Here is a 20131-nt window from a genome sequence, read left to right as displayed (position 1 = left end):
GTGTCGCCAGGGATTTGCGCGTCGCCAAAAAACTTGCGAGGCGCCGCGTGCTTCGGGCTTAGGGGATCGGGACGGGCACGACGCCGAGCGGCGCCAGTTTCGCCGCTCCCCCGTCCGGTGCCGAGAGGACCCAGATCCCCTTTTCGTGCACGGCGACCGAGTGCTCCCATTGGCAGGAGCGCTTGCCGTCCGTGGTGACAACGGTCCAGTCATCGTCGAGGATTGCGGTTTCGATGCTGCCGCGGACCAGCATGGGCTCGATTGCGAGGCACAGCCCCGGGCGGATCTTCGGCCCGCGATGGCCGGTACGGTAGTTCAGCACGTCCGGCGCCATGTGCATCTCGGAGCCGATTCCGTGGCCCACATAGTCCTCCAGGATGCCCAGCGGCTTGCCCGGCACGGAGGAGACGTAGTCGTCCACCGCGTTGCCGATATCGCCCACGAATTTTCCGGTGGCCAGGGCTGCGATGCCACGCCACATGGCTTCCTCGGTGACCTCGGAGAGGCGAACGTCCTCCGGATCGGCGGTGCCGACAATCACGGTCCGCGCCGAATCGGAGTGCCAGCCGTCCACGATCGCGCCGCCGTCGATCGAGATGATGTCGCCGTCCTGGAGCACCCGGCCGCCGGGGATGCCGTGCACCACCTCTTCGTTCACCGAGGTGCAGATCGTGGCCGGAAACCCGTGGTAGCCGAGGAAGTTGGACTTGGCGCCGGCGTCCTGGAGCACGGCGGCGAAGACCTCGTCCAGCCGGGCCGTGGTGACGCCGGGGGCCGCGGCGGCCACTGCCGCGTCCAGTGCCCGGCTCAGGACCAGCCCGGCCTCGTGCATCGTGCGCATCTGGGCGTTGGTCTTGTATTCAATGCGTGCCTGGCCGAATGCCATCGCTACCTCAGTGTTTTCTCTCGCGGTCCGGGCGCGCTAGAACCCGGGCCTCCACCATGGGTCATCAACCCAAGTCTTCAAGCTCTATTCTCCCGCACCGGCTCAACGGTTCGGAACGGGCCCGCGGCGGGCCGCCCACGCCGAAGGGCGCGTCCCGTACACGATGGTACGGAACGCGCCCTTCGGGAGTGCGCAAGTGGCACTGCAAGCGTGGATCAGTGGGTGTGGATCAGGCGGCCTGGGCCGACTTGATCGCTTCCATGACGCGCTCGGTGACTTCGTCGATGCCGCCGATGCCGTCCACCTGGGTGAGGATGCCGCGCTCGGCATACTTGGCCACCACGGGCTCGGTCTGCTCGTGGTACAGGTCCAGCCGGTGACGGATAACGCCTTCGTTGTCGTCGCTGCGGCCGGTTTCCTTGGCACGGCCCAGGAGGCGGGTGACCAGTTCCTCGTCGTCAGCGGTGAGCTGAAGCACGACGTCGAGCTTCTGGTCGGCGCCGGCGAGGATGTCTTCGAGGTAGTCCACCTGCGCGGTCGTGCGCGGGTACCCGTCGAGCAGGAAGCCTGCCTCCACGTCGTCCTCGCTGAGGCGGTCGCGCACCATCTTGTTGGTGACGCTGTCCGGGACGAAGTCGCCGGCGTCCATGTACTTCTTGGCTTCGACGCCGAGCGGAGTCTCACCCTTGACGTTGGCGCGGAAGATGTCTCCGGTGGAGATCGCAACGACGCCGAGGCGTTCGGAAATGCGTTCCGCCTGCGTTCCCTTGCCGGACCCGGGAGGTCCGATAATCAACATTCTCGTCATCGCAAAAGCCCTTCGTAGTGACGTTGCTGTAGTTGCGCATCAATCTGCTTCACGGTCTCCAGACCGACGCCCACCATGATCAGGATCGAGGTGCCGCCGAACGGGAAGTTCTGGTTCGCGTTGATCAGGACCAGTGCAACCAGCGGGATCAGTGCCACGAAGCCAAGGTAGAAGGCGCCGGGCAGGGTGATCCGGGATAGGACGTACTGAAGATAGTCCGCGGTCGGTTTGCCGGCGCGGATGCCCGGAATGAAGCCGCCGTACTTCTTCATGTTGTCCGAGACCTCTTCAGGGTTGAAAGTAATCGCAACATAGAAGTAGGTGAAAAACACAATCATGGCGAAATACAGTGCCATATAGATCGGGTGGTCGCCCTTGGTCAGGTTGTTGTTGATCCACTCAACCCAGGGCTGCACCGGCTCGCCGGCCTTGGGCTGGTTGAACTGTGAGATCAGCCCCGGCAGGTACAGCATGGACGAGGCGAAGATGACGGGCACGACGCCGGCCATGTTCACCTTGATGGGGATGTAGGTGCTGGTTCCGCCAACCGTGCGGCGGCCGATCATCCGCTTGGCGTACTGCACCGGGATCCGGCGCTGGGACTGCTCCACGAAGACCACGAGGGCCACCGTGAGCAGGCCGATGATCAGGACCAGGAAGAACGTGCCGGGGCCCTGGGCCTTCCAGATCGCACCGAGAGAGCCGGGGAAACCTGCGGCGATGGACGTGAAGATGAGCAGGGACATGCCGTTGCCGACGCCCTTCTCCGTCACGAGCTCACCCATCCACATGATCAGGCCGGTGCCGGCCGTGAGCGTGATGATGATCAGGACCGTGGTGACGATCGAGCTGTCCGGGATGATGGGCAGCTGGCAGTTAGGCAGCAACTGGCCGGACCGTGCCAGCGACACCAGCGTCGTGGCATTGAGCAGGCCGAGGGCGATCGTGAGGTAACGGGTGTACTGGGTCAGCTTGGACTGGCCCGAGGCGCCCTCTTCGTAGAGCTGCTGGAAGCGGGGAATGACCACCCGGAGCAGCTGGACGATGATACTGGCGGTGATGTACGGCATGATGCCGAGGGCAAAGATGGACACCTGCAGCAATGCACCGCCGCTGAACAGGTTGACGAGCTGGTAGATCCCGCCCGAGGTCTGACCGTTCTGCAAGCATTGCTGGACATTCTGGTAGCTCACACCAGGCGAGGGGATGAAGGCACCCAAGCGGAAGATTGTGATGATTCCCAGCGTGAACAACAACTTGCGTCGCAGATCAGGCGTGCGAAAGGCCCGGCCAAATGCGCTAAGCAAGCGTCCTCCTGAGTAATAAGTAAAGTCGTGTGAGACAGGTCAAATAAACCCAACAACCGAGTCTAACGGGTGGATGCGCCCGGCGAACAATCGGCGGGGCCCGGAAAATGAAAAAAACTCCCGGCACCGGGGGCGTGAGCCCCTGGTACCGGGAGTTTCAACAACGGGCAATTGCCCCGCCGCCTCGTTAGAGGGCGGTGGTGCTTCCGCCTGCTGCAGCAATCTTGTCAGCAGCGCTGGCCGAGAATGCGTGGACGGTGACGTCAACCTTGACGGTGATGTCGCCGGTGCCCAGCACCTTGACGGGCTGGTTCTTGCGAACGGCACCCTTTTCGACCAGGTTCTCCACGGTGACAGCGCCACCTTCCGGGAACAGCTCGTTGAGCTTGTCCAGGTTTACAACCTGGTACTCAACCCGGAACGGGTTCTTGAAGCCGCGCAGCTTCGGCAGGCGCATGTGCAGCGGCAGCTGGCCGCCGGCAAAGCCAGCCTTGATCTGGTAGCGGGCCTTCGTACCCTTGGTACCGCGACCGGCGGTCTTACCCTTGGAACCTTCACCACGACCAACACGGGTCTTGGCGGTCTTGGCACCCGGGGCGGGACGCAGGTGGTGAACCTTCAGTGCGTTCTGCTTCTCAGCGGCGCCCTGTGCCTTTTCGGCGGTGTTCTTCTCTGCCATTTACTTCGCCTCCTCTACCTTTACCAGGTGCGGAACCGTGTTGAGCATCCCGACGGTCACGGCGTCGGCGGTGCGGACAACGGTGTGTCCGATCCGCTTCAGGCCGAGGGACCGCAGGGTGTCGCGCTGGTTCTGCTTGCCGCCAATGGCGGACTTGATCTGAGTGATCTCCAACTTTGCGTCGGAGACAAGCACGTTCTTAGCCATGACTCAGACACCTGCCTTCTGGTTCAGGAGCGCCTTGACCATTGCCGGCGGGGCGATCTCGTCGAGCGGGAGGCCGCGGCGTGCTGCCACTGCTGCCGGCTCTTCGAGGCGCTTCAGCGCGTCAACGGTCGCGTGAACGATGTTGATGGCGTTGGAAGAACCGAGCGACTTGGAGAGGATGTCGTGGATGCCCACGCACTCCAGTACTGCACGGACCGGGCCACCGGCGATAACACCGGTACCGGCGGAAGCCGGGCGCAGCATGACGACGCCTGCGGCGGCCTCACCCTGAACGCGGTGCGGGATGGTGCTGCCGATGCGGGGAACGCGGAAGAAGGACTTCTTGGCCTCTTCAACGCCCTTCGCGATAGCGGCAGGAACTTCCTTTGCCTTGCCGTAGCCAACGCCGACCATGCCGTTGCCGTCACCGACGACGACGAGGGCGGTGAAGCTGAAGCGACGACCACCCTTGACGACCTTGGAAACGCGGTTGATGGTTACGACGCGCTCTACGAACTGGCTCTTCTCGGCCTCGCGGCCGCCGTCACGGCCACCACGGCCGCCACGGTCGCCACGGCCCTGGCCGCGGTCGCCACGCTCGCCACGACGAGCGCCACCACGGCGGTCGTCAGTGGTAGCAGGCGCAGCGGTCTCAGTTGCCGGAGCAGCTACAGCTTCAGTCACCTGAATGTCCTTTTCGTTATTTTCGGTCACAGTGCCAGCCCACCTTCACGTGCGCCGTCAGCGACGGCGGCGATCCGGCCGTGGTACTTGTTACCACCGCGGTCGAAGACAACTGCTTCGATACCGGCAGCCTTGGCACGCTCGGCGACCAGTTCGCCAACGCGCTTGGCCTTGGCGGTCTTGTCACCGTCGAATGCACGAAGGTCGGCTTCCAGTGTGGAGGCGCTTGCCACGGTCAGGCCCTTGGTGTCATCGACAACCTGGACGAATACGTGACGTGCGGAACGGTTGACGACCAGACGCGGGCGTACAGCCGTACCGGAGATGCGCTTGCGGATACGAAGCTGGCGGCGGCTGCGCTGGGCAGACTTGCTCTTGTTCGTACGCTTCTTGTTAATTGCGATCGCCATGGTTACTTACCAGCCTTTCCGACCTTGCGGCGGATGACTTCGCCTGCGTAACGGATGCCCTTGCCCTTGTAGGGGTCCGGCTTCCGCAGCTTGCGAATGTTGGCAGCAACCTCGCCGACCTGCTGCTTGGAGATACCTGAAACAGAGAGCTTGGTCGGGGTCTCAACTGCAAAGGTGATGCCGTTCGGTGCCGAGACGTTAACCGGGTGGCTGTAGCCCAGAGCGAACTCCAGGTCAGAACCCTTGGCCTGGACGCGGTAACCGGTACCGACAATCTCAAGCTTCTTCTCGTAGCCTGCGGTGACACCCTGGATCATGTTGGCGATCAGGGTGCGGGTCAGGCCGTGCAGCGAACGTGAGGCGCGCTCGTCGTTCGGGCGGGCGACAGTCAGGGTGCCATCTTCCAGGGAAACCTCGATCGGGCTGGCCACAGTGTGGCTCAGCTCGCCTTTGGAACCCTTGACGCTGACGACAGAGCCGTCAACCTTGACCTCAACGCCGGCAGGAACGGTGATGGGGAGACGTCCAATACGTGACATTATTCTCTTCCTTTCCCGTTACCAGACGTAAGCGAGGACTTCGCCGCCCACGCCCTTCTTGCCGGCCTGCTTGTCAGTCAAGAGGCCGGAAGAGGTGGACAGGATTGCGACACCCAGGCCACCGAGCACGTGCGGCAGGTTGGTGGACTTTGCGTAAACGCGCAGTCCCGGCTTGGAAATACGACGAACGCCAGCGATTGAACGCTCGCGGTTCGGACCGAACTTGAGCTCGAGGGTCAGCTTCTTGCCAACCTCAGCGTCTTCTTCTTTCCAGGAGGCGATGTAACCTTCAGCCTTCAGGATGTCGGCAACGCGTGCCTTGAGCTTGCTGTACGGCATGGTCACGGAGTCGTGGTATGCCGAGTTAGCGTTGCGCAGACGCGTAAGCATGTCTGCGACGGGATCTGTCATTGTCATGTGGGCTCTTGCCCTTCCTCATAACGGTTTCCGCCGTGCCGATGGTCCCGAACAGAATTCGGAAAAGTGCGCGGGCGGACCTTTTACGTAGCTAGATTAGTCTTCGGTCTTGAACGGGAAGCCAAGCGCCTTCAGCAGCGCGCGGCCTTCGTCGTCGGTCTTGGCAGTGGTCACGACGGTGATGTCCATACCGCGAACGCGGTCAATGGAATCCTGGTCGATCTCGTGGAACATAACCTGCTCGGTCAGACCGAAGGTGTAGTTGCCGTTGCCATCGAACTGCTTGCCGCTGAGGCCACGGAAGTCGCGGATACGCGGCAGGGCCAGCGTGACCAGACGGTCCAGGAATTCCCACATGCGGTCCCCACGCAGAGTTGCGTGTGCACCGATCGGCATGCCTTCGCGCAGCTTGAACTGTGCGATCGACTTGCGGGCCTTGGTTACCTGCGGCTTCTGGCCGGTGATCAGGGTCAGATCGCGGACAGCGCCGTCGATCAGCTTGGAGTCCTTGGCGGCATCTCCAACACCCATGTTCACAACGACCTTCACCAGGCGGGGAACCTGGTTGACGTTCTGGTACTTGAATTCCTCAGTCAGCGTGTTCTTGATGGAATCGGCGTACTTGGTCTTCAGACGAGGAACGATCTTGCTTGCCGGAGTCTCGAGAGTCTCAGTCATTAGATGTCCTTCCCTGAGCTCTTGGCCACGCGGACGCGCACTTCACGCTTCACGCCATCGCGCTCAACGGTCTCGGTGCGGAAACCGACGCGGGTGGGCTTCTTGGTGGACGGGTCAACCAGAGCCACGTTGGAGATGTGGATCGAAGCCTCGACGACCTCGATGCCACCGGTCTTGGTGCCGCGCTGCGACTGACCGACCTTGGTGTGCTTGGTTACGCGGTTAATGCCTTCAACCAACACGCGGTTGGTCTCCGGGTAGACGCGCAGAACCTTGCCCTGCTTACCCTTGTCGCCGCCGCGCTCAGCCTTGGCGCCAGTGATGACCTGAACGAGGTCACCCTTTTTGATCTTAGCCATGGACTAGAGCACCTCCGGAGCCAGAGAAACGATCTTCATGAACTTCTTGTCGCGAAGTTCACGACCAACCGGTCCGAAGATACGGGTACCGCGGGGGTCACCGTCGTTCTTCAGGATGACGGCTGCGTTCTCGTCAAACTTGATGTAGGAACCATCCGCACGGCGGCGTTCCTTCTTGGTACGGACGATGACAGCCTTGACGACGTCGCCCTTCTTTACGTTGCCGCCCGGAATTGCGTCCTTGACGGTAGCGACGATTACGTCGCCAATGCCTGCGTAGCGACGGCCAGATCCACCGAGAACGCGAATGGTAAGGATTTCCTTAGCACCCGTGTTGTCGGCGACCTTGAGTCGCGACTCCTGCTGAATCACTATTTACTCCTTGCGTCGCGCTGGTTCTCAGACCGAAAATCTTCCTACGGAATGAGCCTTGCGGAACGGTTGATCGGGGTGTCTCTTGACCTGCCTGGATTTTGCCAGACCAGGCCTAAACGCCCGTGCCAAAAACATTTGCTTCCCAGGCGGTTCCCGACGAGTCGGGGCGCAAGGGGGCACTATGCCGTGGCACGATTGTTTACGAGGTTGATGACGGCGCGCAAAAGGCGCCATACAAACTCAAAATCTTAGCACGTTTTGGGCGTATCCCCATATCACAGCCATGGCGCCTGCACACCCCGGCCCGCTGCCGTCACGCCGGACAGGCTTTAGGGCGCGCCCGCTGCCGGGCAAACCCGGGAACCCGGCCGGCCGCCGTCGCAGGCCTCCCAAAGGCTGCTCCGCGTGACGCGCCCGGCAAACGGCTGCCGCCGGGCGCAGGCGGCCGGCACGGGCTGTTGCCGGCAACGCGGAAGCCCCCGCTCCCCCAGAGGGGAACGAGGGCTTCTGCTGTATCACCAGGCACCAGGTGCAGGTGTTACTTGGCCTTCTCGAGGATCTCGACCAGACGCCACCGCTTGGTAGCGGAGAGCGGGCGGGTCTCGGCGAGGAGCACGAGGTCGCCGATGCCGGCGCTGTTCTCTTCGTCGTGAGCCTTGATCTTGGCGTTGCGGCGGATGACCTTGCCGTAGAGGGCGTGCTTCACGCGGTCTTCGACCTGGACAGTGATGGTCTTTTCCATCTTGTCCGAGACGACGTAGCCGCGCTTCGTCTTACGGTAACCGCGCTCGTCAGCCTTGGCTGCGTCGGAAACAGTTTCCGTCACGTTCTCGTCCTTTTCACTCACTTGGCATCCTCCTCGGATTCAACCGTTTCAGCCTTTTCGGCCTTCTTGGTTGCAGCCTTCTTGGATTTCTTCTCTTCCTTGGCTTCCACAACCGGTGCGGCAACCTCGGCACGAATGCCGAGCTCGCGCTCACGGAGAACGGTGTAGATGCGGGCGATGTCCTTCTTTACCGCGCGCAGACGACCGTGGTTCTCCAGCTGACCGGTGGCGGACTGGAAACGCAGGTTGAACAGCTCTTCCTTGGCCTTGCGGAGTTCTTCAACGAGACGCTCGTTGTCGAAACCGTCCAGCTGTGCGGATGCAAGTTCCTTGGATCCTACTGCCATTTCTACTCACCACCTTCGCGACGCACAATGCGTGCCTTCAACGGCAGCTTGTGGATTGCCAGGCGCAGGGCCTCGCGAGCTACCTCTTCACTGACACCGGAGAGTTCGAAGAGAACCCGGCCCGGCTTGACGTTTGAGACCCACCATTCCGGAGAACCCTTACCGGAACCCATGCGGGTTTCGGCCGGCTTCTTCGTCAGCGGACGGTCCGGGTAAATGTTGATCCAGACCTTTCCGCCACGCTTGATGTGGCGGGTCATCGCGATACGGGCAGATTCGATCTGACGGTTCGTGACGTAGGCCGGGCTCAGCGCCTGGATGCCCCACTCACCGAAGGAGACCTGGGTGCCGCCCGTAGCAGCGCCGGAACGACCCGGGTGGTGCTGCTTACGGTGCTTGACTCGACGTGGGATAAGCATTTAAGCCTGTCCTCCTTCTACTGCCGGTGCAGCTGCTGCTTCGACAGCCGGAGCTTCGGCGGCAGGTGCTGCCTCAGCTGCGGGGCGGTCGGGACGACGGCGGCGGTCACCACGGTCGGCGCCACCCGGGCGGCCCGGGCGGTCGCCGGCACGGCCACGGGACGGAGCAGCAGCTGCCTGCTGAGCCAGTTCCTTGGCAGTGACGTCGCCCTTGTAGATCCAGACCTTCACGCCGATGCGGCCGAAGGTGGTCTTGGCCTCGTAGAAGCCGTAGTCGATGTTCGCACGCAGGGTGTGCAGGGGCACACGGCCTTCGCGGTAGAACTCCGAGCGGGACATTTCTGCGCCGCCCAGTCGACCCGAGCAAGCGATCCGGATGCCCTTGGCACCGGCACGCTGTGCGGACTGCATGGCCTTCTTCATCGCACGGCGGAAAGCCACGCGGGAAGTCAGCTGCTCAGCAACGCCCTGGGCAACAAGCTGGGCTTCCATCTCGGGGTTCTTGACCTCGAGGATGTTCAGCTGTACCTGCTTGCCCGTGAGCTTCTCAAGCTCGCCGCGGATGCGGTCTGCTTCAGCGCCGCGGCGGCCGATGACGATGCCCGGACGTGCCGTGTGGATATCCACACGGACACGGTCGCGGGTGCGCTCGATTTCGACCTTGGCGATACCGGCGCGCTCCATGCCCGTGGACATGAGCTGGCGGATACGGATGTCTTCGCGAACGAAGTCCTTGTACCGCTGGCCGGCCTTGGTGCTGTCAGCAAACCAGTGCGATACGTGATCGGTGGTGATGCCGAGTCGGAACCCGTGCGGGTTAACTTTCTGTCCCACTTAGCGAGCCTCCTCTTTCTCCGGGGTAGCGACTACCACGGTGATGTGGCTCGTGCGCTTCTTGATCTGAAATGCACGACCCTGGGCTCGCGGCTGGAACCGCTTCATGGTCGGGCCTTCATCAACAAACGCTTCGCTGATGATGAGGTCACCTTCGTCAAACGCCACGCCGTCGCGGTCCGCGAGGACCCGGGCGTTGGAGATTGCCGACTGAACTACCTTGAATACCGGCTCCGAAGCTGCCTGGGGGGCAAACTTCAGAATTGCCAGAGCCTCATTCGCTTGCTTACCACGAACAAGGTTGACGACGCGCCGGGCCTTCATAGGCGTTACGCGGATGTGACGCGCAATTGCCTTGGCTTCCATTGCTTTCCTTCTCTCGTCTTTGACGTAAGTGCAGGCGCCTAGCGGCGCTTGCCCTTACGGTCGTCCTTGACATGGCCGCGGAATGTCCGCGTGGGAGCGAATTCGCCGAGCTTGTGCCCGACCATCGACTCAGTGACAAACACGGGGATGTGCTTGCGTCCGTCGTGTACGGCGATCGTGTGGCCGAGCATGTCGGGGACGATCATCGAACGGCGGGACCAGGTCTTGATGACGTTCTTGGTGCCCTTTTCGTTTTCCCTGGCTACCTTTACAAAGAGGTGCTGGTCAACGAAAGGACCTTTTTTCAGGCTGCGTGGCATGTGTCCAGGCTCCTATCGCTTGTTCTTGCCAGTACGACGGCGACGAACAATAAGCTTGTCGCTCTCTTTGTTGGGACGGCGGGTGCGGCCTTCGCGCTTACCGTTCGGGTTGACGGGGTGACGTCCACCGGACGTCTTACCCTCGCCACCACCGTGGGGGTGGTCAACCGGGTTCATGGCGACACCACGGACGGTCGGGCGAACGCCCTTCCACCGCATACGGCCGGCCTTGCCCCAGTTGATGTTCGACTGCTCGGCGTTGCCGACCTCGCCGACGGTTGCGCGGCAGCGCACGTCAACGTTGCGGATTTCGCCGGAAGGCAGACGCAGCTGGGCGAAACGGCCTTCCTTTGCAACGAGCTGGATCGATGCGCCGGCGGAGCGGCCCATCTTGGCGCCGCCACCCGGACGCAGTTCGACTGCGTGGATTACGGTACCGACCGGGATGTTGCGCAGCGGAAGGTTGTTGCCGGGCTTGATGTCAGCGTCGGCGCCGGCCTCTACGAAGTCGCCCTGGGACAGCTTGTTCGGGGCGATGATGTAACGCTTGGTGCCATCAACGTAGTGCAGGAGGGCGATCCGAGCCGTGCGGTTCGGGTCGTACTCGATTTCGGCAACGCGGGCGTTGACGCCGTCCTTGTCGTGGCGACGGAAGTCGATCAGACGGTACTGGCGCTTGTGTCCACCACCCTTGTGACGGGTCGTGATCTTACCGGAGTTGTTACGGCCACCCTTTTTCGGGAGGGGACGTACCAACGACTTTTCCGGCGTCGACCGCGTGATTTCAGTGAAGTCCGCTACGCTCGAGCCACGACGGCCCGGGGTAGTCGGCTTGTATTTACGGATTCCCATAATTTATTTCCTCGTTAAAGTGGTCTCCGCTATGAAAGCGGACCGCCGAAGATGTCGATAGTGCCTTCTTTGAGGCTCACAATGGCACGCTTGGTGTTCTTGCGGGTACCCCAGCCGAATTTGGTGCGCTTGCGCTTACCGGCACGGTTGATGGTGTTGATCGATTCGACCTTGACGGAGAAAATCTTCTCCACGGCCAGCTTGATCTCGGTCTTGTTCGAGCGGGGGTCCACCAGGAAGGTGTACTTGCCCTCATCGATCAGGCCGTAGCTCTTTTCCGAGACGACGGGTGCAAGCACGACGTCGCGCGGGTCTTTGATGGTGGCTGCACTCACTTGGCATCCTCCTCGTTCTTTGCAACCTTGTCAGCAACGAATGCTTCGTAGGCAGCCTTGGTGAAGACTACGTCGTCGGAAACGAGAACGTCGTAGGTGTTCAGCTGGTCTGCGTACAGAACGTGAACTTCCTCGAGGTTGCGCACGGACAGTGCAGCAACATCGTTGGCGCGCTCAATGACAACGAGCAGGTTCTTGCGCTCGGAAACTCCGCGCAGGGTTGCCAGTGCTTCCTTGGAGGACGGCTTGGAGCCGGCAACCAGGTCAGCAACGACGTGGACGCGGCCGTTGCGGGCGCGGTCCGAGAGTGCGCCGCGCAGTGCAGCAGCAATCATCTTCTTGGGGGTGCGCTGGCTGTAGTCACGCGGCGTGGGGCCGTGGACAACGCCACCACCGGTCATGTGAGGAGCACGGATGGAACCCTGACGGGCGCGGCCGGTGCCCTTCTGCTTGAACGGCTTGCGACCTGCACCGGAAACCTCGGCGCGGGTCTTGGTCTTGTGGGTACCCTGGCGAGCAGCAGCGAGCTGGGCAACGACGACCTGGTGCAGCAGCGGCACGTTGGTCTGTACGTCGAAGATCTCTGCAGGCAGGTCAACCTTGACAGTGCTAGTCATTGAACTAGGCTCCCTTCACGGCGGTGCGTACGAGTACGACCTGGCCGCGGGCGCCGGGGACGGCGCCCTTGATCAGGAGCAGCGACTTCTCGACGTCAACCGCGTGGACCGTGAGGTTCAGCGTGGTGTGACGAACGGCGCCCATGCGGCCGGCCATTTTCATGCCCTTGAAGACGCGGCTCGGGGTGGATGCGCCACCGATTGAACCGGGCTTACGGTGGTTCTTGTGGGCACCGTGGGAAGCTCCAACGCCGTGGAAGCCGTGACGCTTCATAACACCGGCGAAGCCCTTACCCTTGGTGGTGCCAACGACGTCGATCTTCTGGCCGGCTTCGAAGAGCTCTACGGAGAGCTCCTGGCCCAGCTCGTAAGAGTCAGCATCTGCAGTGCGCAGTTCTACGACGTGGCGGCGAGGCGTGACGCCTGCCTTTTCAAAGTGACCAGCCAGCGGCTTGGTGACCTTGCGGGGATCGATCTGGCCGTAGCCGATCTGAACGGCGACATAGCCATCAGTTTCTGCATTGCGCAGCTGCGTGATGACGTTCGAGTCAGCCTGGACCACAGTGACGGGGATGAGCTTGTTGTTCTCGTCCCAGACCTGGGTCATGCCGAGCTTCGTGCCCAGCAGGCCCTTTACGTTACGGGTTGCGGTCATAGTCTCTCAGCACCTCCCTACAGCTTGATTTCGATGTTCACGTCGGCCGGCAGGTCGAGACGCATGAGCGAATCAACAGCCTTGGGCGTGGGATCGATGATGTCGATAAGACGCTTGTGCGTGCGCATTTCAAAGTGCTCGCGGCTGTCCTTGTACTTGTGCGGAGAGCGGATAACGCAGTAAACGTTCTTCTCCGTCGGCAGCGGCACGGGGCCAACTACAGTTGCGCCTGCGCGCGTGACCGTCTCAACGATCTTCCGTGCTGAAACGTCAATGACCTCGTGGTCATATGACTTCAGCCGGATGCGGATTTTTTGTCCCGCCATGTCGCCTGACTCTCTTTCAGTCTGTGCTTCCCCTGATTAGGGCTGCCCTGTTCACTTACTAGTTGTATGGCTGCCGAAGCATTTGAAGTCGTGACTACCATCCGCCGCACAAGCTGAATCCGGAAAGATCCGGGTTCCTCAACCTGCCGACGCAACCGACCCCCGCGGTCGGGCGTGTCGCATGTTTTCACACGTACGCGTCCGCAATTCCATGGGGAGTGGGTTATGTTTGGTCTCTCACTTGGACCCTGGCACCCGGCATTATCCGGATCGGGACGCGAAAGAGCGCTTGAACAACTCATCTAGTATGCCGGAATATTCGGGCAGAAGCGAATCAGCCCATAGCAGGCACTGCAGTCGCCGCACTGCAACCGCGGTGGTGCAATCCCCGTGCTGCAATCGCTGCGCTGGGGGCCATTGTCCTGAATCGCCGTCGAATGGATGATAGGGGCATGACTGTGCAGGACTCTGTGGCAGTTCAGGCCCTCGCCGCGCGCCTGAGCCCGGGATTCACCCTGGGTGTTTCCTCCGCGGCTTTCCAGATCGAGGGGAGCCTCGCCGCCGGCGGCCGCGGGCCCTCGGGCTGGGACGCCTTTGCCGAAAAGCCCGGCAACATCCTGCACGGGCACTCCCCCGCCGTCGCCTGCGACCACTATAACCGCGCCGAGGAAGACATCGAACTGATGCGCGATCTCGGGATCGATTCCTATCGCTTCTCGATCTCCTGGCCGCGGGTCCAGCCCGAGGGCAGCGGCCGCTTCAATGCGGCCGGCCTGGACTTCTACGACCGCCTGATCGACCGGCTCCTCGCCGCCGGCATCTCCCCCATGGCCACCCTGTACCACTGGGATACGCCGTTGCCCCTCGAGCACCGGGGCGGCTGGATGGACCGTTCGACGGCGGAGCGGTTCGCCGAGTACAGCGCGGCCGCAGGCAAGCGGTTCGGCGACCGCGTGGCGCAGTGGGTGACGCTGAACGAGCCTGCCTCGGTTACCCTGAACGGCTACGCCCTGGGCGTCCACGCGCCCGGCCGCGGCCTGCTCTTCGATGCCCTGCCGTCGGTGCGGCACCAGCTCCTGGGGCACGGGCTGGCGGTTCAGGCGTTGCGCGCGGAGGGTGTCGCCGGCGCCGTCGGCGTCACGAACCTGCATTCCCCCGTCAGGCCTGCCTCCGGTTCGCCAACGGACAGGCTGCTGGCCAGGGTGTTCGACTTCGTGCTGAACCGGCTCTACGCTGACCCGATCCTCCTGGGCCGCTTTCCCCGGCTGCCGCTGATCGCCCGGCCGTGGTTCCGTTCAATGCGGACCATCAGCGACGCGGACCTGGCCACGATCCACCAGCCGCTGGATTTCTATGGCCTGAACTATTACTACCCCGTCAAGGTGGCCACGGGGCGCGGCGTCGACAGCCCTTCGGCAACCGCGGAGGCGATGCTCAAAGTTCCGTTCCACATGGCCGCGTTCCCGGAATACGAGCGCACGGGATTCGGCTGGCCGGTCGCTCCGGACCACCTGGGGATCCTGCTCCGGGAGCTGAAGGACCGGTACGGTGCCTCGCTGCCGCCGCTCTACATCACCGAGAGCGGGGCGAGCTTCCCCGAACCGGACCACGTCACCGGTCCCATCCCCGACGCCGGGCGGATCAGCTACCTCGCCGCGCACCTCAGCCAGGCGGTGGAGGCCACTTCCCCCGGGGGCGTGGCCCACGACGTCGAGCTGCTCGGCTACTACGTCTGGACGCTGATGGACAACTTCGAATGGGCGGCCGGCTACTCGCAGCGCTTCGGCCTGGTGCACGTCGATTTCACGAGCCTCAAGCGCACGCCGAAAGACTCGTACTACTGGTACCAGGCCCTCGCGCGGGCACGCCGGGCCTGAGTCCCGCCCGGCCGCTGCTACTGGTTGCGGTTGGCCCGGTTGATGCGCTTGGCGCGCTCGATTTCCTGGCGGAAGTGCTTCTTCGCCCAGAAGAACGCGACGACGACCGCTGCGGCGATCAGCAGAAAAATGATCCAGCCCATGGTGAGCTCCTTTCCCTTCCTGCAAAGGTATCAGGAACTTAAAAGGAACAGCCCCGCTGCAAGTGCAGCGGGGCTGTTCCCGATCCTCTGGTCAGCTGCCGGACGGCGGGCTGATCAGGGGCAAAGCATCAGATCGGCAAGTAATTACTTGATGATCTTGGTGACGCGTCCTGAACCAACGGTGCGGCCGCCTTCGCGGATAGCGAAGCCGAGGCCCTCTTCCATTGCGATCGGCTGGATGAGCGCAACGGTCATCTCAGTGTTGTCGCCGGGCATAACCATTTCCGTGCCTTCCGGCAGGGTGATAACGCCGGTTACGTCCGTGGTGCGGAAGTAGAACTGCGGGCGGTAGTTGGAGTAGAACGGGTTGTGACGTCCGCCTTCGTCCTTGGAGAGGATGTAGACGTTAGCCTCGAAGTCGGTGTGCGGGGTGATGGAACCCGGCTTGACGACAACCTGGCCACGCTCGACATCGTCGCGCTTCAGACCGCGGAGCAGGAGGCCACAGTTCTCGCCAGCCCATGCTTCGTCGAGCTGCTTGTGGAACATCTCGATACCGGTAACCGTGGTCTTCTGGACCGGGCGGATGCCGACGATCTCGACCTCGGAGTTGATGGCGAGGGTTCCACGCTCGGCGCGGCCCGTAACAACGGTGCCACGGCCGGTGATCGTGAAGACATCTTCGATCGGCATCAGGAAGGGCTTGTCACGGTCACGTACGGGGTCCGGAACGGACTCGTCGACAGCTGCCATGAGGTCCTCAACGGACTTGACCCAGACGGGGTCACCTTCGAGGGCCTTCAGGCCGGAAACGCGGACAACCGGAGCCTCGTCGCCATCGAAGCCCTGCGAGCTGAGCAGCTCGCGAACTTCCATTTCAACGAGGTCGAGGAGCTCTTCGTCGTCAACCATGTCAGCCTTGTTCAGCGCGACCAGCAGGTAGGGAACGCCAACCTGGCGGGCGAGCAGAACGTGCTCGCGGGTCTGAGCCATCGGGCCGTCAGTGGCGGCAACCACGAGGATTGCACCGTCCATCTGAGCAGCGCCGGTGATCATGTTCTTGATGTAGTCAGCGTGACCCGGAGCGTCTACGTGTGCGTAGTGGCGCTTCTCGGTCTGGTACTCAACGTGGGAGATGTTGATGGTAATGCCGCGCTGACGCTCTTCGGGAGCAGAGTCAATCGACGCGAAGTCACGCTTCTCGTTGAGAGTCGGGTACTTGTCGTACAGCACCTTGGAAATGGCGGCCGTCAGCGTCGTCTTACCGTGGTCAACGTGACCAATGGTACCGATGTTAACGTGCGGCTTAGTCCGCTCGAACTTTGCCTTTGCCACAGGTTCCTCCTAGAACGTTTTCAAATGACTTACCCTTCGGCCGCGCTTGTCGCGGCAGAAACTCCAGTAAGTCTACTTGGGGGGCTTTGGATTGATGAAATTGCAGATTCAGGTACTAATGCTAGTGCCTAGAGCCTGTTCGTGCAGGCGGCCTGACTCCGGCCTGGCCGGACTACAGCTGACCGGAGCCCGGCCACTTGCACCAGATGTATCTCCGCTGGCGGAGACGCACCCGAGTTTCTTGTTGCTGCGAGGCGTCCTAGGGACTACTCGCCGCGGTTCTTCTGGATGATCTCGTCGGCAACTGCCTTCGGGACCTCGGCGTAGCTGTTGAACGTCATGGAGTACACAGCGCGGCCCTGGGTCTTCGAGCGCAGGTCACCGATGTAGCCGAACATGCCGGACAGCGGGACGTGTGCGCGAATAACCTTGACGCCCTGCGCATCTTCCATGGACTGCATCTGGCCACGGCGGGAGTTGAGGTCACCGATAACTTCACCCATGTATTCCTCAGGGGTGCGGACCTCGACATCCATCAGCGGTTCGAGCAGGACAGGGTTCGCCTTGCGTGCGGCTTCCTTGAAAGCCATACGGCCGGCGATCTTGAACGCCATTTCCGAGGAGTCAACATCGTGGTAAGCGCCGTCAATCAGCGTCGCCTTGATGCCGACAACCGGGTAACCGGCCAGGACGCCGTCGTTAAGCGCATCCTGGATGCCGGCGTCGACCGACGGGATGTACTCGCGCGGAACGCGGCCACCAGTGACCTTGTTCTCGAACTCGTACAGCTCGCCACCCGAGGTGTCCAGCGGCTCGATCGCGATCTGGATCTTTGCGAACTGGCCGGAACCACCGGTCTGCTTCTTGTGCGTGTAGTCGTGACGCTCTACAGCACGCTTGATGGTTTCGCGGTAAGCAACCTGCGGCTTGCCAACGTTTGCCTCGACCTTGAATTCGCGGCGCATGCGGTCCACCAGGATGTCCAGGTGGAGCTCGCCCATGCCGGCGATGATGGTCTGGCCGGTGTCCTCGTTGAGGGAGACCTGGAAGGTCGGGTCCTCAGCGGAGAGCTTCTGGATGGCCGTGGAGAGCTTCTCCTGGTCACCCTTCGTGTTCGGCTCGATCGCAACCGAGATCACGGGCTCCGGGAAGCTCATGGACTCGAGGACAATCTGGTTGGCCGGATCGCACAGGGTGTCGCCCGTGGTGGTGTCCTTCAGGCCGATCGCTGCGTAGATGTGGCCGGCGGTAGCGCCCTCGACGGGCATTTCCTTGTTGGCGTGCATCTGGAACAGCTTGCCGATGCGCTCCTTCTTGCCCTTGGTGGAGTTGACCACCTGCGAGCCTGCTTCCACGTGACCGGAGTACACGCGGATGAAGGTCAGCTGGCCGAAGAAGGGGTGCGCGGCGATCTTGAAGGCCAGTGCGGAGAAGGGCTCTTCAGAGGAGGGCTTACGGGTAAGTTCCTTCTCTTCGTCGCGGGGATCGTGACCGATCATCGGCGGGACGTCGAGCGGGTTCGGCAGGTAGTCCACCACTGCGTCGAGCATCGGCTGGACGCCGCGGTTCTTGAATGCGGAACCACAGAACACCGGGTACAGCTCAGAGTTGATCGTCATCTTGCGGATGCCGGCCTTGAGCTCATCGATGCTGATCTCTTCGCCCTCGAGGTACTTCTCCATGAGTTCCTCGGAGGCCTCGGCAACAGTCTCAACGAGAGTTGCGCGGTACTCTTCGGCCTTCGCCTGGAGGTCAGCCGGGATCTCGCGGATCTCGTACTTGGCACCCATGGTGACGTCACCCTTGGCGTCGCCGGGCCAGACCAGCGCACGCATGTAAAGGAGGTCGACGACGCCGATGAAGTCGTTCTCGGCGCCGATCGGCAGCTGCATGACGAGCGGCTTGGCACCGAGGCGGCCGATGATGGTGTCGACGGTGAAGTAGAAGTCAGCGCCGAGCTTGTCCATCTTGTTGACGAAGCAGATGCGCGGAACGTTGTACTTGTCAGCCTGGCGCCAAACAGTCTCAGACTGCGGCTCCACGCCTTCCTTGCCGTCGAACACGGCGACTGCGCCGTCGAGGACGCGCAGGGAGCGCTCAACCTCGACCGTGAAGTCAACGTGGCCGGGGGTGTCGATGATGTTGATCTGGTTGTTTTCCCAGAAGCAGGTCACGGCGGCAGACGTGATGGTGATGCCGCGTTCCTTTTCCTGTTCCATCCAGTCAGTCGTCGAAGCGCCGTCGTGCGTTTCGCCGATCTTGTGGTTCACACCTGTGTAGAACAGGATGCGCTCGGTAGTAGTGGTCTTGCCGGCATCGATGTGGGCCATGATGCCGATATTGCGGACCTTGCTAAGGTCGGTAAGCACGTCCTGTGCCACGGTGTCTCCCTTTCGGATGGACTGCACGTTCGCCGCCGGCTCAGTCGAGCCGGCGGCGTCCGGGAAGTATTACCAGCGGTAGTGTGCGAAGGCCTTGTTGGACTCGGCCATCTTGTGGGTGTCTTCGCGACGCTTCACAGCGGCACCGAGACCGTTCGAGGCATCCAGGATTTCGTTCTGGAGGCGCTCGGTCATGGTCTTTTCGCGGCGGGCCTTGGAGTAGCCAACCAGCCAGCGGAGGGCGAGGGCCGTGGAACGGCCCGGCTTGACCTCAACGGGAACCTGGTAGGTGGCGCCACCAACACGGCGGGAGCGGACCTCAAGCGAAGGCTTGACGTTCTCCATGGCCTTCTTGAGGGCTGCAACGGGGTCGCCGCCGGACTTGGCGCGAGCACCCTCGAGGGCACCGTAAACGATGCGCTCTGCGGTGGACTTCTTGCCGTCAACCAGCACCTTGTTGATGAGCTGGGTGACCAGCGGGGAGCCGTAAACGGGATCTAGAACTAGCGGCCGCTTGGGGGCCGGACCCTTGCGAGGCATATTACTTCTTCTCCATCTTTGCGCCGTAGCGGCTGCGAGCCTGCTTACGGTTCTTGACACCCTGGGTATCGAGGGCGCCACGGACGATCTTGTAGCGGACACCCGGAAGGTCCTTCACGCGGCCGCCGCGGACGAGCACAATGGAGTGCTCCTGCAGGTTGTGGCCTACACCGGGGATGTATGCGGTGACTTCAATGCCGCCGTTGAGGCGCACGCGAGCAACCTTACGCAGAGCCGAGTTCGGCTTCTTCGGGGTCGTCGTGTAAACGCGGGTGCAAACACCGCGGCGCATCGGGCTGCCGTTAAGCGCGGGAGCCTTGGTCTTTTTGACCTTAGGCGTGCGGCCCTTGCGGACCAGCTGGTTAATCGTAGGCACTCTCGTGTTCTCCGTTTTATCCGGAGCGGCCGTTGGCGGCCGCTCTCTTGTCGCTGCGCCTCGCCGCCCGAGCTTTGAAGTTCTCTCCAGAGCAGCTGAGGCGAAGCCTTAATAGTCGGACCGCACGCCGGGGTCCAAGGACTTTCGACCCGAACTGCCCCTAGGCATGCGAAAATGTGGCATACGTTGCACAAGAACCCTGCAAACCGGAAACGTCGTCCTGGTTGAACCTT

The 20131-nt window shown here is 62.2% G+C and carries 29 protein-coding genes; 1 reads left to right on the top strand and 28 read right to left on the bottom strand.

Annotation, left to right across the window (positions count from 1 at the left end; translation table 11 throughout):
* Positions 1-58: 58 nt before the first annotated feature.
* The 23 genes from map to rpsJ form a co-directional block, all read right to left on the bottom strand.
* Complete coding sequence (map, locus tag C560_RS0106520; protein WP_026537571.1) at positions 59-886, bottom strand: type I methionyl aminopeptidase; 828 nt, start codon at positions 884-886, stop codon at positions 59-61.
* 229 nt (positions 887-1115) lie between these two features.
* On the bottom strand, positions 1116-1685 hold the full coding sequence (locus C560_RS0106515) for an adenylate kinase (protein WP_018773679.1): 570 nt from the start codon (positions 1683-1685) through the stop codon (positions 1116-1118).
* Between the two features lie 5 nt (positions 1686-1690).
* A complete protein-coding gene (gene secY / locus C560_RS0106510; RefSeq protein WP_026266474.1) occupies positions 1691-3001 on the bottom strand; it encodes a preprotein translocase subunit SecY in 1311 nt (436 codons plus the stop codon).
* 187 nt (positions 3002-3188) lie between these two features.
* Positions 3189-3680: a 50S ribosomal protein L15 gene (gene rplO / locus C560_RS0106505; RefSeq protein WP_018773677.1), complete on the bottom strand. Its 492-nt coding sequence runs from the start codon at positions 3678-3680 to the stop codon at positions 3189-3191.
* On the bottom strand, positions 3681-3887 hold the full coding sequence (gene rpmD, locus C560_RS0106500; RefSeq protein ID WP_018773676.1) for a 50S ribosomal protein L30: 207 nt from the start codon (positions 3885-3887) through the stop codon (positions 3681-3683).
* A gap of 3 nt (positions 3888-3890) precedes the next feature.
* Positions 3891-4571, bottom strand: coding sequence for a 30S ribosomal protein S5 (gene rpsE / locus C560_RS0106495; protein ID WP_173403037.1), 681 nt, complete (start codon positions 4569-4571; stop codon positions 3891-3893).
* Between the two features lie 26 nt (positions 4572-4597).
* On the bottom strand, positions 4598-4981 hold the full coding sequence (gene rplR, locus C560_RS0106490; RefSeq protein WP_018773674.1) for a 50S ribosomal protein L18: 384 nt from the start codon (positions 4979-4981) through the stop codon (positions 4598-4600).
* 2 nt (positions 4982-4983) lie between these two features.
* The gene (rplF, locus tag C560_RS0106485; RefSeq protein WP_011692797.1) at positions 4984-5520 is read right to left on the bottom strand and encodes a 50S ribosomal protein L6; all 537 of its coding nucleotides are present in this window, start codon (positions 5518-5520) and stop codon (positions 4984-4986) included.
* Between the two features lie 18 nt (positions 5521-5538).
* Positions 5539-5937: a 30S ribosomal protein S8 gene (gene rpsH, locus C560_RS0106480; protein WP_018773673.1), complete on the bottom strand. Its 399-nt coding sequence runs from the start codon at positions 5935-5937 to the stop codon at positions 5539-5541.
* A 96-nt stretch (positions 5938-6033) separates the two neighbouring features.
* Positions 6034-6615 (bottom strand): 50S ribosomal protein L5, encoded by a 582-nt coding sequence (rplE, locus tag C560_RS0106475; RefSeq protein WP_018773672.1) that lies wholly within the window; start codon positions 6613-6615, stop codon positions 6034-6036.
* Entirely contained in the window at positions 6615-6974 is a 360-nt protein-coding gene (rplX, locus tag C560_RS0106470) for a 50S ribosomal protein L24 (protein WP_018773671.1), read from the bottom strand. Before rplX ends, rplE begins: the two co-directional genes overlap by 1 nt.
* A 3-nt stretch (positions 6975-6977) precedes the next feature.
* The gene (rplN, locus tag C560_RS0106465; protein WP_003803789.1) at positions 6978-7346 is read right to left on the bottom strand and encodes a 50S ribosomal protein L14; all 369 of its coding nucleotides are present in this window, start codon (positions 7344-7346) and stop codon (positions 6978-6980) included.
* A gap of 541 nt (positions 7347-7887) precedes the next feature.
* On the bottom strand, positions 7888-8196 hold the full coding sequence (gene rpsQ / locus C560_RS0106460) for a 30S ribosomal protein S17 (RefSeq protein WP_018773670.1): 309 nt from the start codon (positions 8194-8196) through the stop codon (positions 7888-7890).
* Positions 8193-8522 (bottom strand): 50S ribosomal protein L29, encoded by a 330-nt coding sequence (gene rpmC, locus C560_RS23955; protein WP_018773669.1) that lies wholly within the window; start codon positions 8520-8522, stop codon positions 8193-8195. The genes rpsQ and rpmC overlap by 4 nt, the downstream gene beginning before the upstream one ends.
* A 2-nt stretch (positions 8523-8524) precedes the next feature.
* Complete coding sequence (gene rplP / locus C560_RS0106450) at positions 8525-8941, bottom strand: 50S ribosomal protein L16 (protein WP_018773668.1); 417 nt, start codon at positions 8939-8941, stop codon at positions 8525-8527.
* Positions 8942-9775: a 30S ribosomal protein S3 gene (gene rpsC, locus C560_RS0106445; RefSeq protein ID WP_018773667.1), complete on the bottom strand. Its 834-nt coding sequence runs from the start codon at positions 9773-9775 to the stop codon at positions 8942-8944.
* Positions 9776-10141 carry a 50S ribosomal protein L22 gene (rplV, locus tag C560_RS0106440; RefSeq protein ID WP_003803798.1) on the bottom strand — a complete coding sequence of 122 codons (366 nt, stop codon included), beginning with the start codon at positions 10139-10141 and terminating at the stop codon, positions 9776-9778.
* 38 nt (positions 10142-10179) lie between these two features.
* Positions 10180-10461, bottom strand: coding sequence for a 30S ribosomal protein S19 (gene rpsS, locus C560_RS0106435; protein WP_018773666.1), 282 nt, complete (start codon positions 10459-10461; stop codon positions 10180-10182).
* 12 nt (positions 10462-10473) lie between these two features.
* The gene (rplB, locus tag C560_RS0106430; RefSeq protein WP_026266473.1) at positions 10474-11313 is read right to left on the bottom strand and encodes a 50S ribosomal protein L2; all 840 of its coding nucleotides are present in this window, start codon (positions 11311-11313) and stop codon (positions 10474-10476) included.
* A gap of 29 nt (positions 11314-11342) precedes the next feature.
* The gene (rplW, locus tag C560_RS0106425) at positions 11343-11648 is read right to left on the bottom strand and encodes a 50S ribosomal protein L23 (RefSeq protein WP_018773664.1); all 306 of its coding nucleotides are present in this window, start codon (positions 11646-11648) and stop codon (positions 11343-11345) included.
* Positions 11645-12265, bottom strand: a complete 621-nt coding sequence (rplD, locus tag C560_RS0106420) for a 50S ribosomal protein L4 (protein ID WP_026537568.1) — start codon at positions 12263-12265, stop codon at positions 11645-11647. Before rplD ends, rplW begins: the two co-directional genes overlap by 4 nt.
* Before the next feature lie 4 nt (positions 12266-12269).
* Positions 12270-12920, bottom strand: a complete 651-nt coding sequence (gene rplC, locus C560_RS0106415) for a 50S ribosomal protein L3 (protein ID WP_003803812.1) — start codon at positions 12918-12920, stop codon at positions 12270-12272.
* Positions 12921-12937: 17 nt separating this feature from the next.
* Entirely contained in the window at positions 12938-13246 is a 309-nt protein-coding gene (gene rpsJ, locus C560_RS0106410; RefSeq protein ID WP_003803825.1) for a 30S ribosomal protein S10, read from the bottom strand.
* A gap of 452 nt (positions 13247-13698) precedes the next feature.
* Here rpsJ and C560_RS0106405 point away from each other — a divergent pair, with 452 nt between their 5' ends.
* Positions 13699-15123, top strand: coding sequence for a GH1 family beta-glucosidase (locus C560_RS0106405; protein ID WP_026537567.1), 1425 nt, complete (start codon positions 13699-13701; stop codon positions 15121-15123).
* A gap of 17 nt (positions 15124-15140) precedes the next feature.
* On the opposite strand, the gene C560_RS23950 is transcribed toward C560_RS0106405, so the two are convergent.
* The 5 genes from C560_RS23950 to rpsL form a co-directional block, all read right to left on the bottom strand.
* Positions 15141-15266 (bottom strand): hypothetical protein, encoded by a 126-nt coding sequence (locus C560_RS23950; RefSeq protein ID WP_269320019.1) that lies wholly within the window; start codon positions 15264-15266, stop codon positions 15141-15143.
* Positions 15267-15410: 144 nt separating this feature from the next.
* A complete protein-coding gene (gene tuf / locus C560_RS0106395; protein WP_018773660.1) occupies positions 15411-16601 on the bottom strand; it encodes an elongation factor Tu in 1191 nt (396 codons plus the stop codon).
* Positions 16602-16867: 266 nt separating this feature from the next.
* Positions 16868-18982 (bottom strand): elongation factor G, encoded by a 2115-nt coding sequence (fusA, locus tag C560_RS0106390; RefSeq protein ID WP_026537566.1) that lies wholly within the window; start codon positions 18980-18982, stop codon positions 16868-16870.
* Positions 18983-19051: 69 nt separating this feature from the next.
* A complete protein-coding gene (gene rpsG / locus C560_RS0106385) occupies positions 19052-19522 on the bottom strand; it encodes a 30S ribosomal protein S7 (RefSeq protein WP_011692813.1) in 471 nt (156 codons plus the stop codon).
* A 1-nt stretch (position 19523) separates the two neighbouring features.
* Positions 19524-19898 carry a 30S ribosomal protein S12 gene (gene rpsL, locus C560_RS0106380; RefSeq protein ID WP_018773658.1) on the bottom strand — a complete coding sequence of 125 codons (375 nt, stop codon included), beginning with the start codon at positions 19896-19898 and terminating at the stop codon, positions 19524-19526.
* Between the last annotated feature and the right edge of the window lie 233 nt (positions 19899-20131).

The sequence above is a fragment of the Arthrobacter sp. 9MFCol3.1 genome (genome assembly GCF_000620385.1).
In the GTDB taxonomy this organism is placed as follows: Bacteria; Actinomycetota; Actinomycetes; order Actinomycetales; family Micrococcaceae; genus Arthrobacter.
The sequence above is the reverse complement of the archived record's forward strand: the minus strand, read 5'-3'. Positions and strand labels throughout refer to the sequence as shown.

What these genes read in the sequence shown, in the direction of transcription:
- map (WP_026537571.1), bottom strand. Translation starts at nt 886, where the DNA reads ATGGCATTCGGCCAGGCACGCATTGAATACAAGACCAACGCCCAGATG.
- C560_RS0106515 (WP_018773679.1), bottom strand. Translation starts at nt 1,685, where the DNA reads ATGTTGATTATCGGACCTCCCGGGTCCGGCAAGGGAACGCAGGCGGAA.
- rplO (WP_018773677.1), bottom strand. Translation starts at nt 3,680, where the DNA reads ATGGCAGAGAAGAACACCGCCGAAAAGGCACAGGGCGCCGCTGAGAAG.
- rpmD (WP_018773676.1), bottom strand. Translation starts at nt 3,887, where the DNA reads ATGGCTAAGAACGTGCTTGTCTCCGACGCAAAGTTGGAGATCACTCAG.
- rplR (WP_018773674.1), bottom strand. Translation starts at nt 4,981, where the DNA reads ATGGCGATCGCAATTAACAAGAAGCGTACGAACAAGAGCAAGTCTGCC.
- rplF (WP_011692797.1), bottom strand. Translation starts at nt 5,520, where the DNA reads ATGTCACGTATTGGACGTCTCCCCATCACCGTTCCTGCCGGCGTTGAG.
- rpsH (WP_018773673.1), bottom strand. Translation starts at nt 5,937, where the DNA reads ATGACAATGACAGATCCCGTCGCAGACATGCTTACGCGTCTGCGCAAC.
- rplE (WP_018773672.1), bottom strand. Translation starts at nt 6,615, where the DNA reads ATGACTGAGACTCTCGAGACTCCGGCAAGCAAGATCGTTCCTCGTCTG.
- rplX (WP_018773671.1), bottom strand. Translation starts at nt 6,974, where the DNA reads ATGGCTAAGATCAAAAAGGGTGACCTCGTTCAGGTCATCACTGGCGCC.
- rpmC (WP_018773669.1), bottom strand. Translation starts at nt 8,522, where the DNA reads ATGGCAGTAGGATCCAAGGAACTTGCATCCGCACAGCTGGACGGTTTC.
- rplP (WP_018773668.1), bottom strand. Translation starts at nt 8,941, where the DNA reads ATGCTTATCCCACGTCGAGTCAAGCACCGTAAGCAGCACCACCCGGGT.
- rplV (WP_003803798.1), bottom strand. Translation starts at nt 10,141, where the DNA reads ATGGAAGCCAAGGCAATTGCGCGTCACATCCGCGTAACGCCTATGAAG.
- rpsS (WP_018773666.1), bottom strand. Translation starts at nt 10,461, where the DNA reads ATGCCACGCAGCCTGAAAAAAGGTCCTTTCGTTGACCAGCACCTCTTT.
- rplB (WP_026266473.1), bottom strand. Translation starts at nt 11,313, where the DNA reads ATGGGAATCCGTAAATACAAGCCGACTACCCCGGGCCGTCGTGGCTCG.
- rplD (WP_026537568.1), bottom strand. Translation starts at nt 12,265, where the DNA reads ATGACTAGCACTGTCAAGGTTGACCTGCCTGCAGAGATCTTCGACGTA.
- rplC (WP_003803812.1), bottom strand. Translation starts at nt 12,920, where the DNA reads ATGACCGCAACCCGTAACGTAAAGGGCCTGCTGGGCACGAAGCTCGGC.
- rpsJ (WP_003803825.1), bottom strand. Translation starts at nt 13,246, where the DNA reads ATGGCGGGACAAAAAATCCGCATCCGGCTGAAGTCATATGACCACGAG.
- C560_RS0106405 (WP_026537567.1), top strand. Translation starts at nt 13,699, where the DNA reads ATGACTGTGCAGGACTCTGTGGCAGTTCAGGCCCTCGCCGCGCGCCTG.
- C560_RS23950 (WP_269320019.1), bottom strand. Translation starts at nt 15,266, where the DNA reads ATGGGCTGGATCATTTTTCTGCTGATCGCCGCAGCGGTCGTCGTCGCG.
- rpsG (WP_011692813.1), bottom strand. Translation starts at nt 19,522, where the DNA reads ATGCCTCGCAAGGGTCCGGCCCCCAAGCGGCCGCTAGTTCTAGATCCC.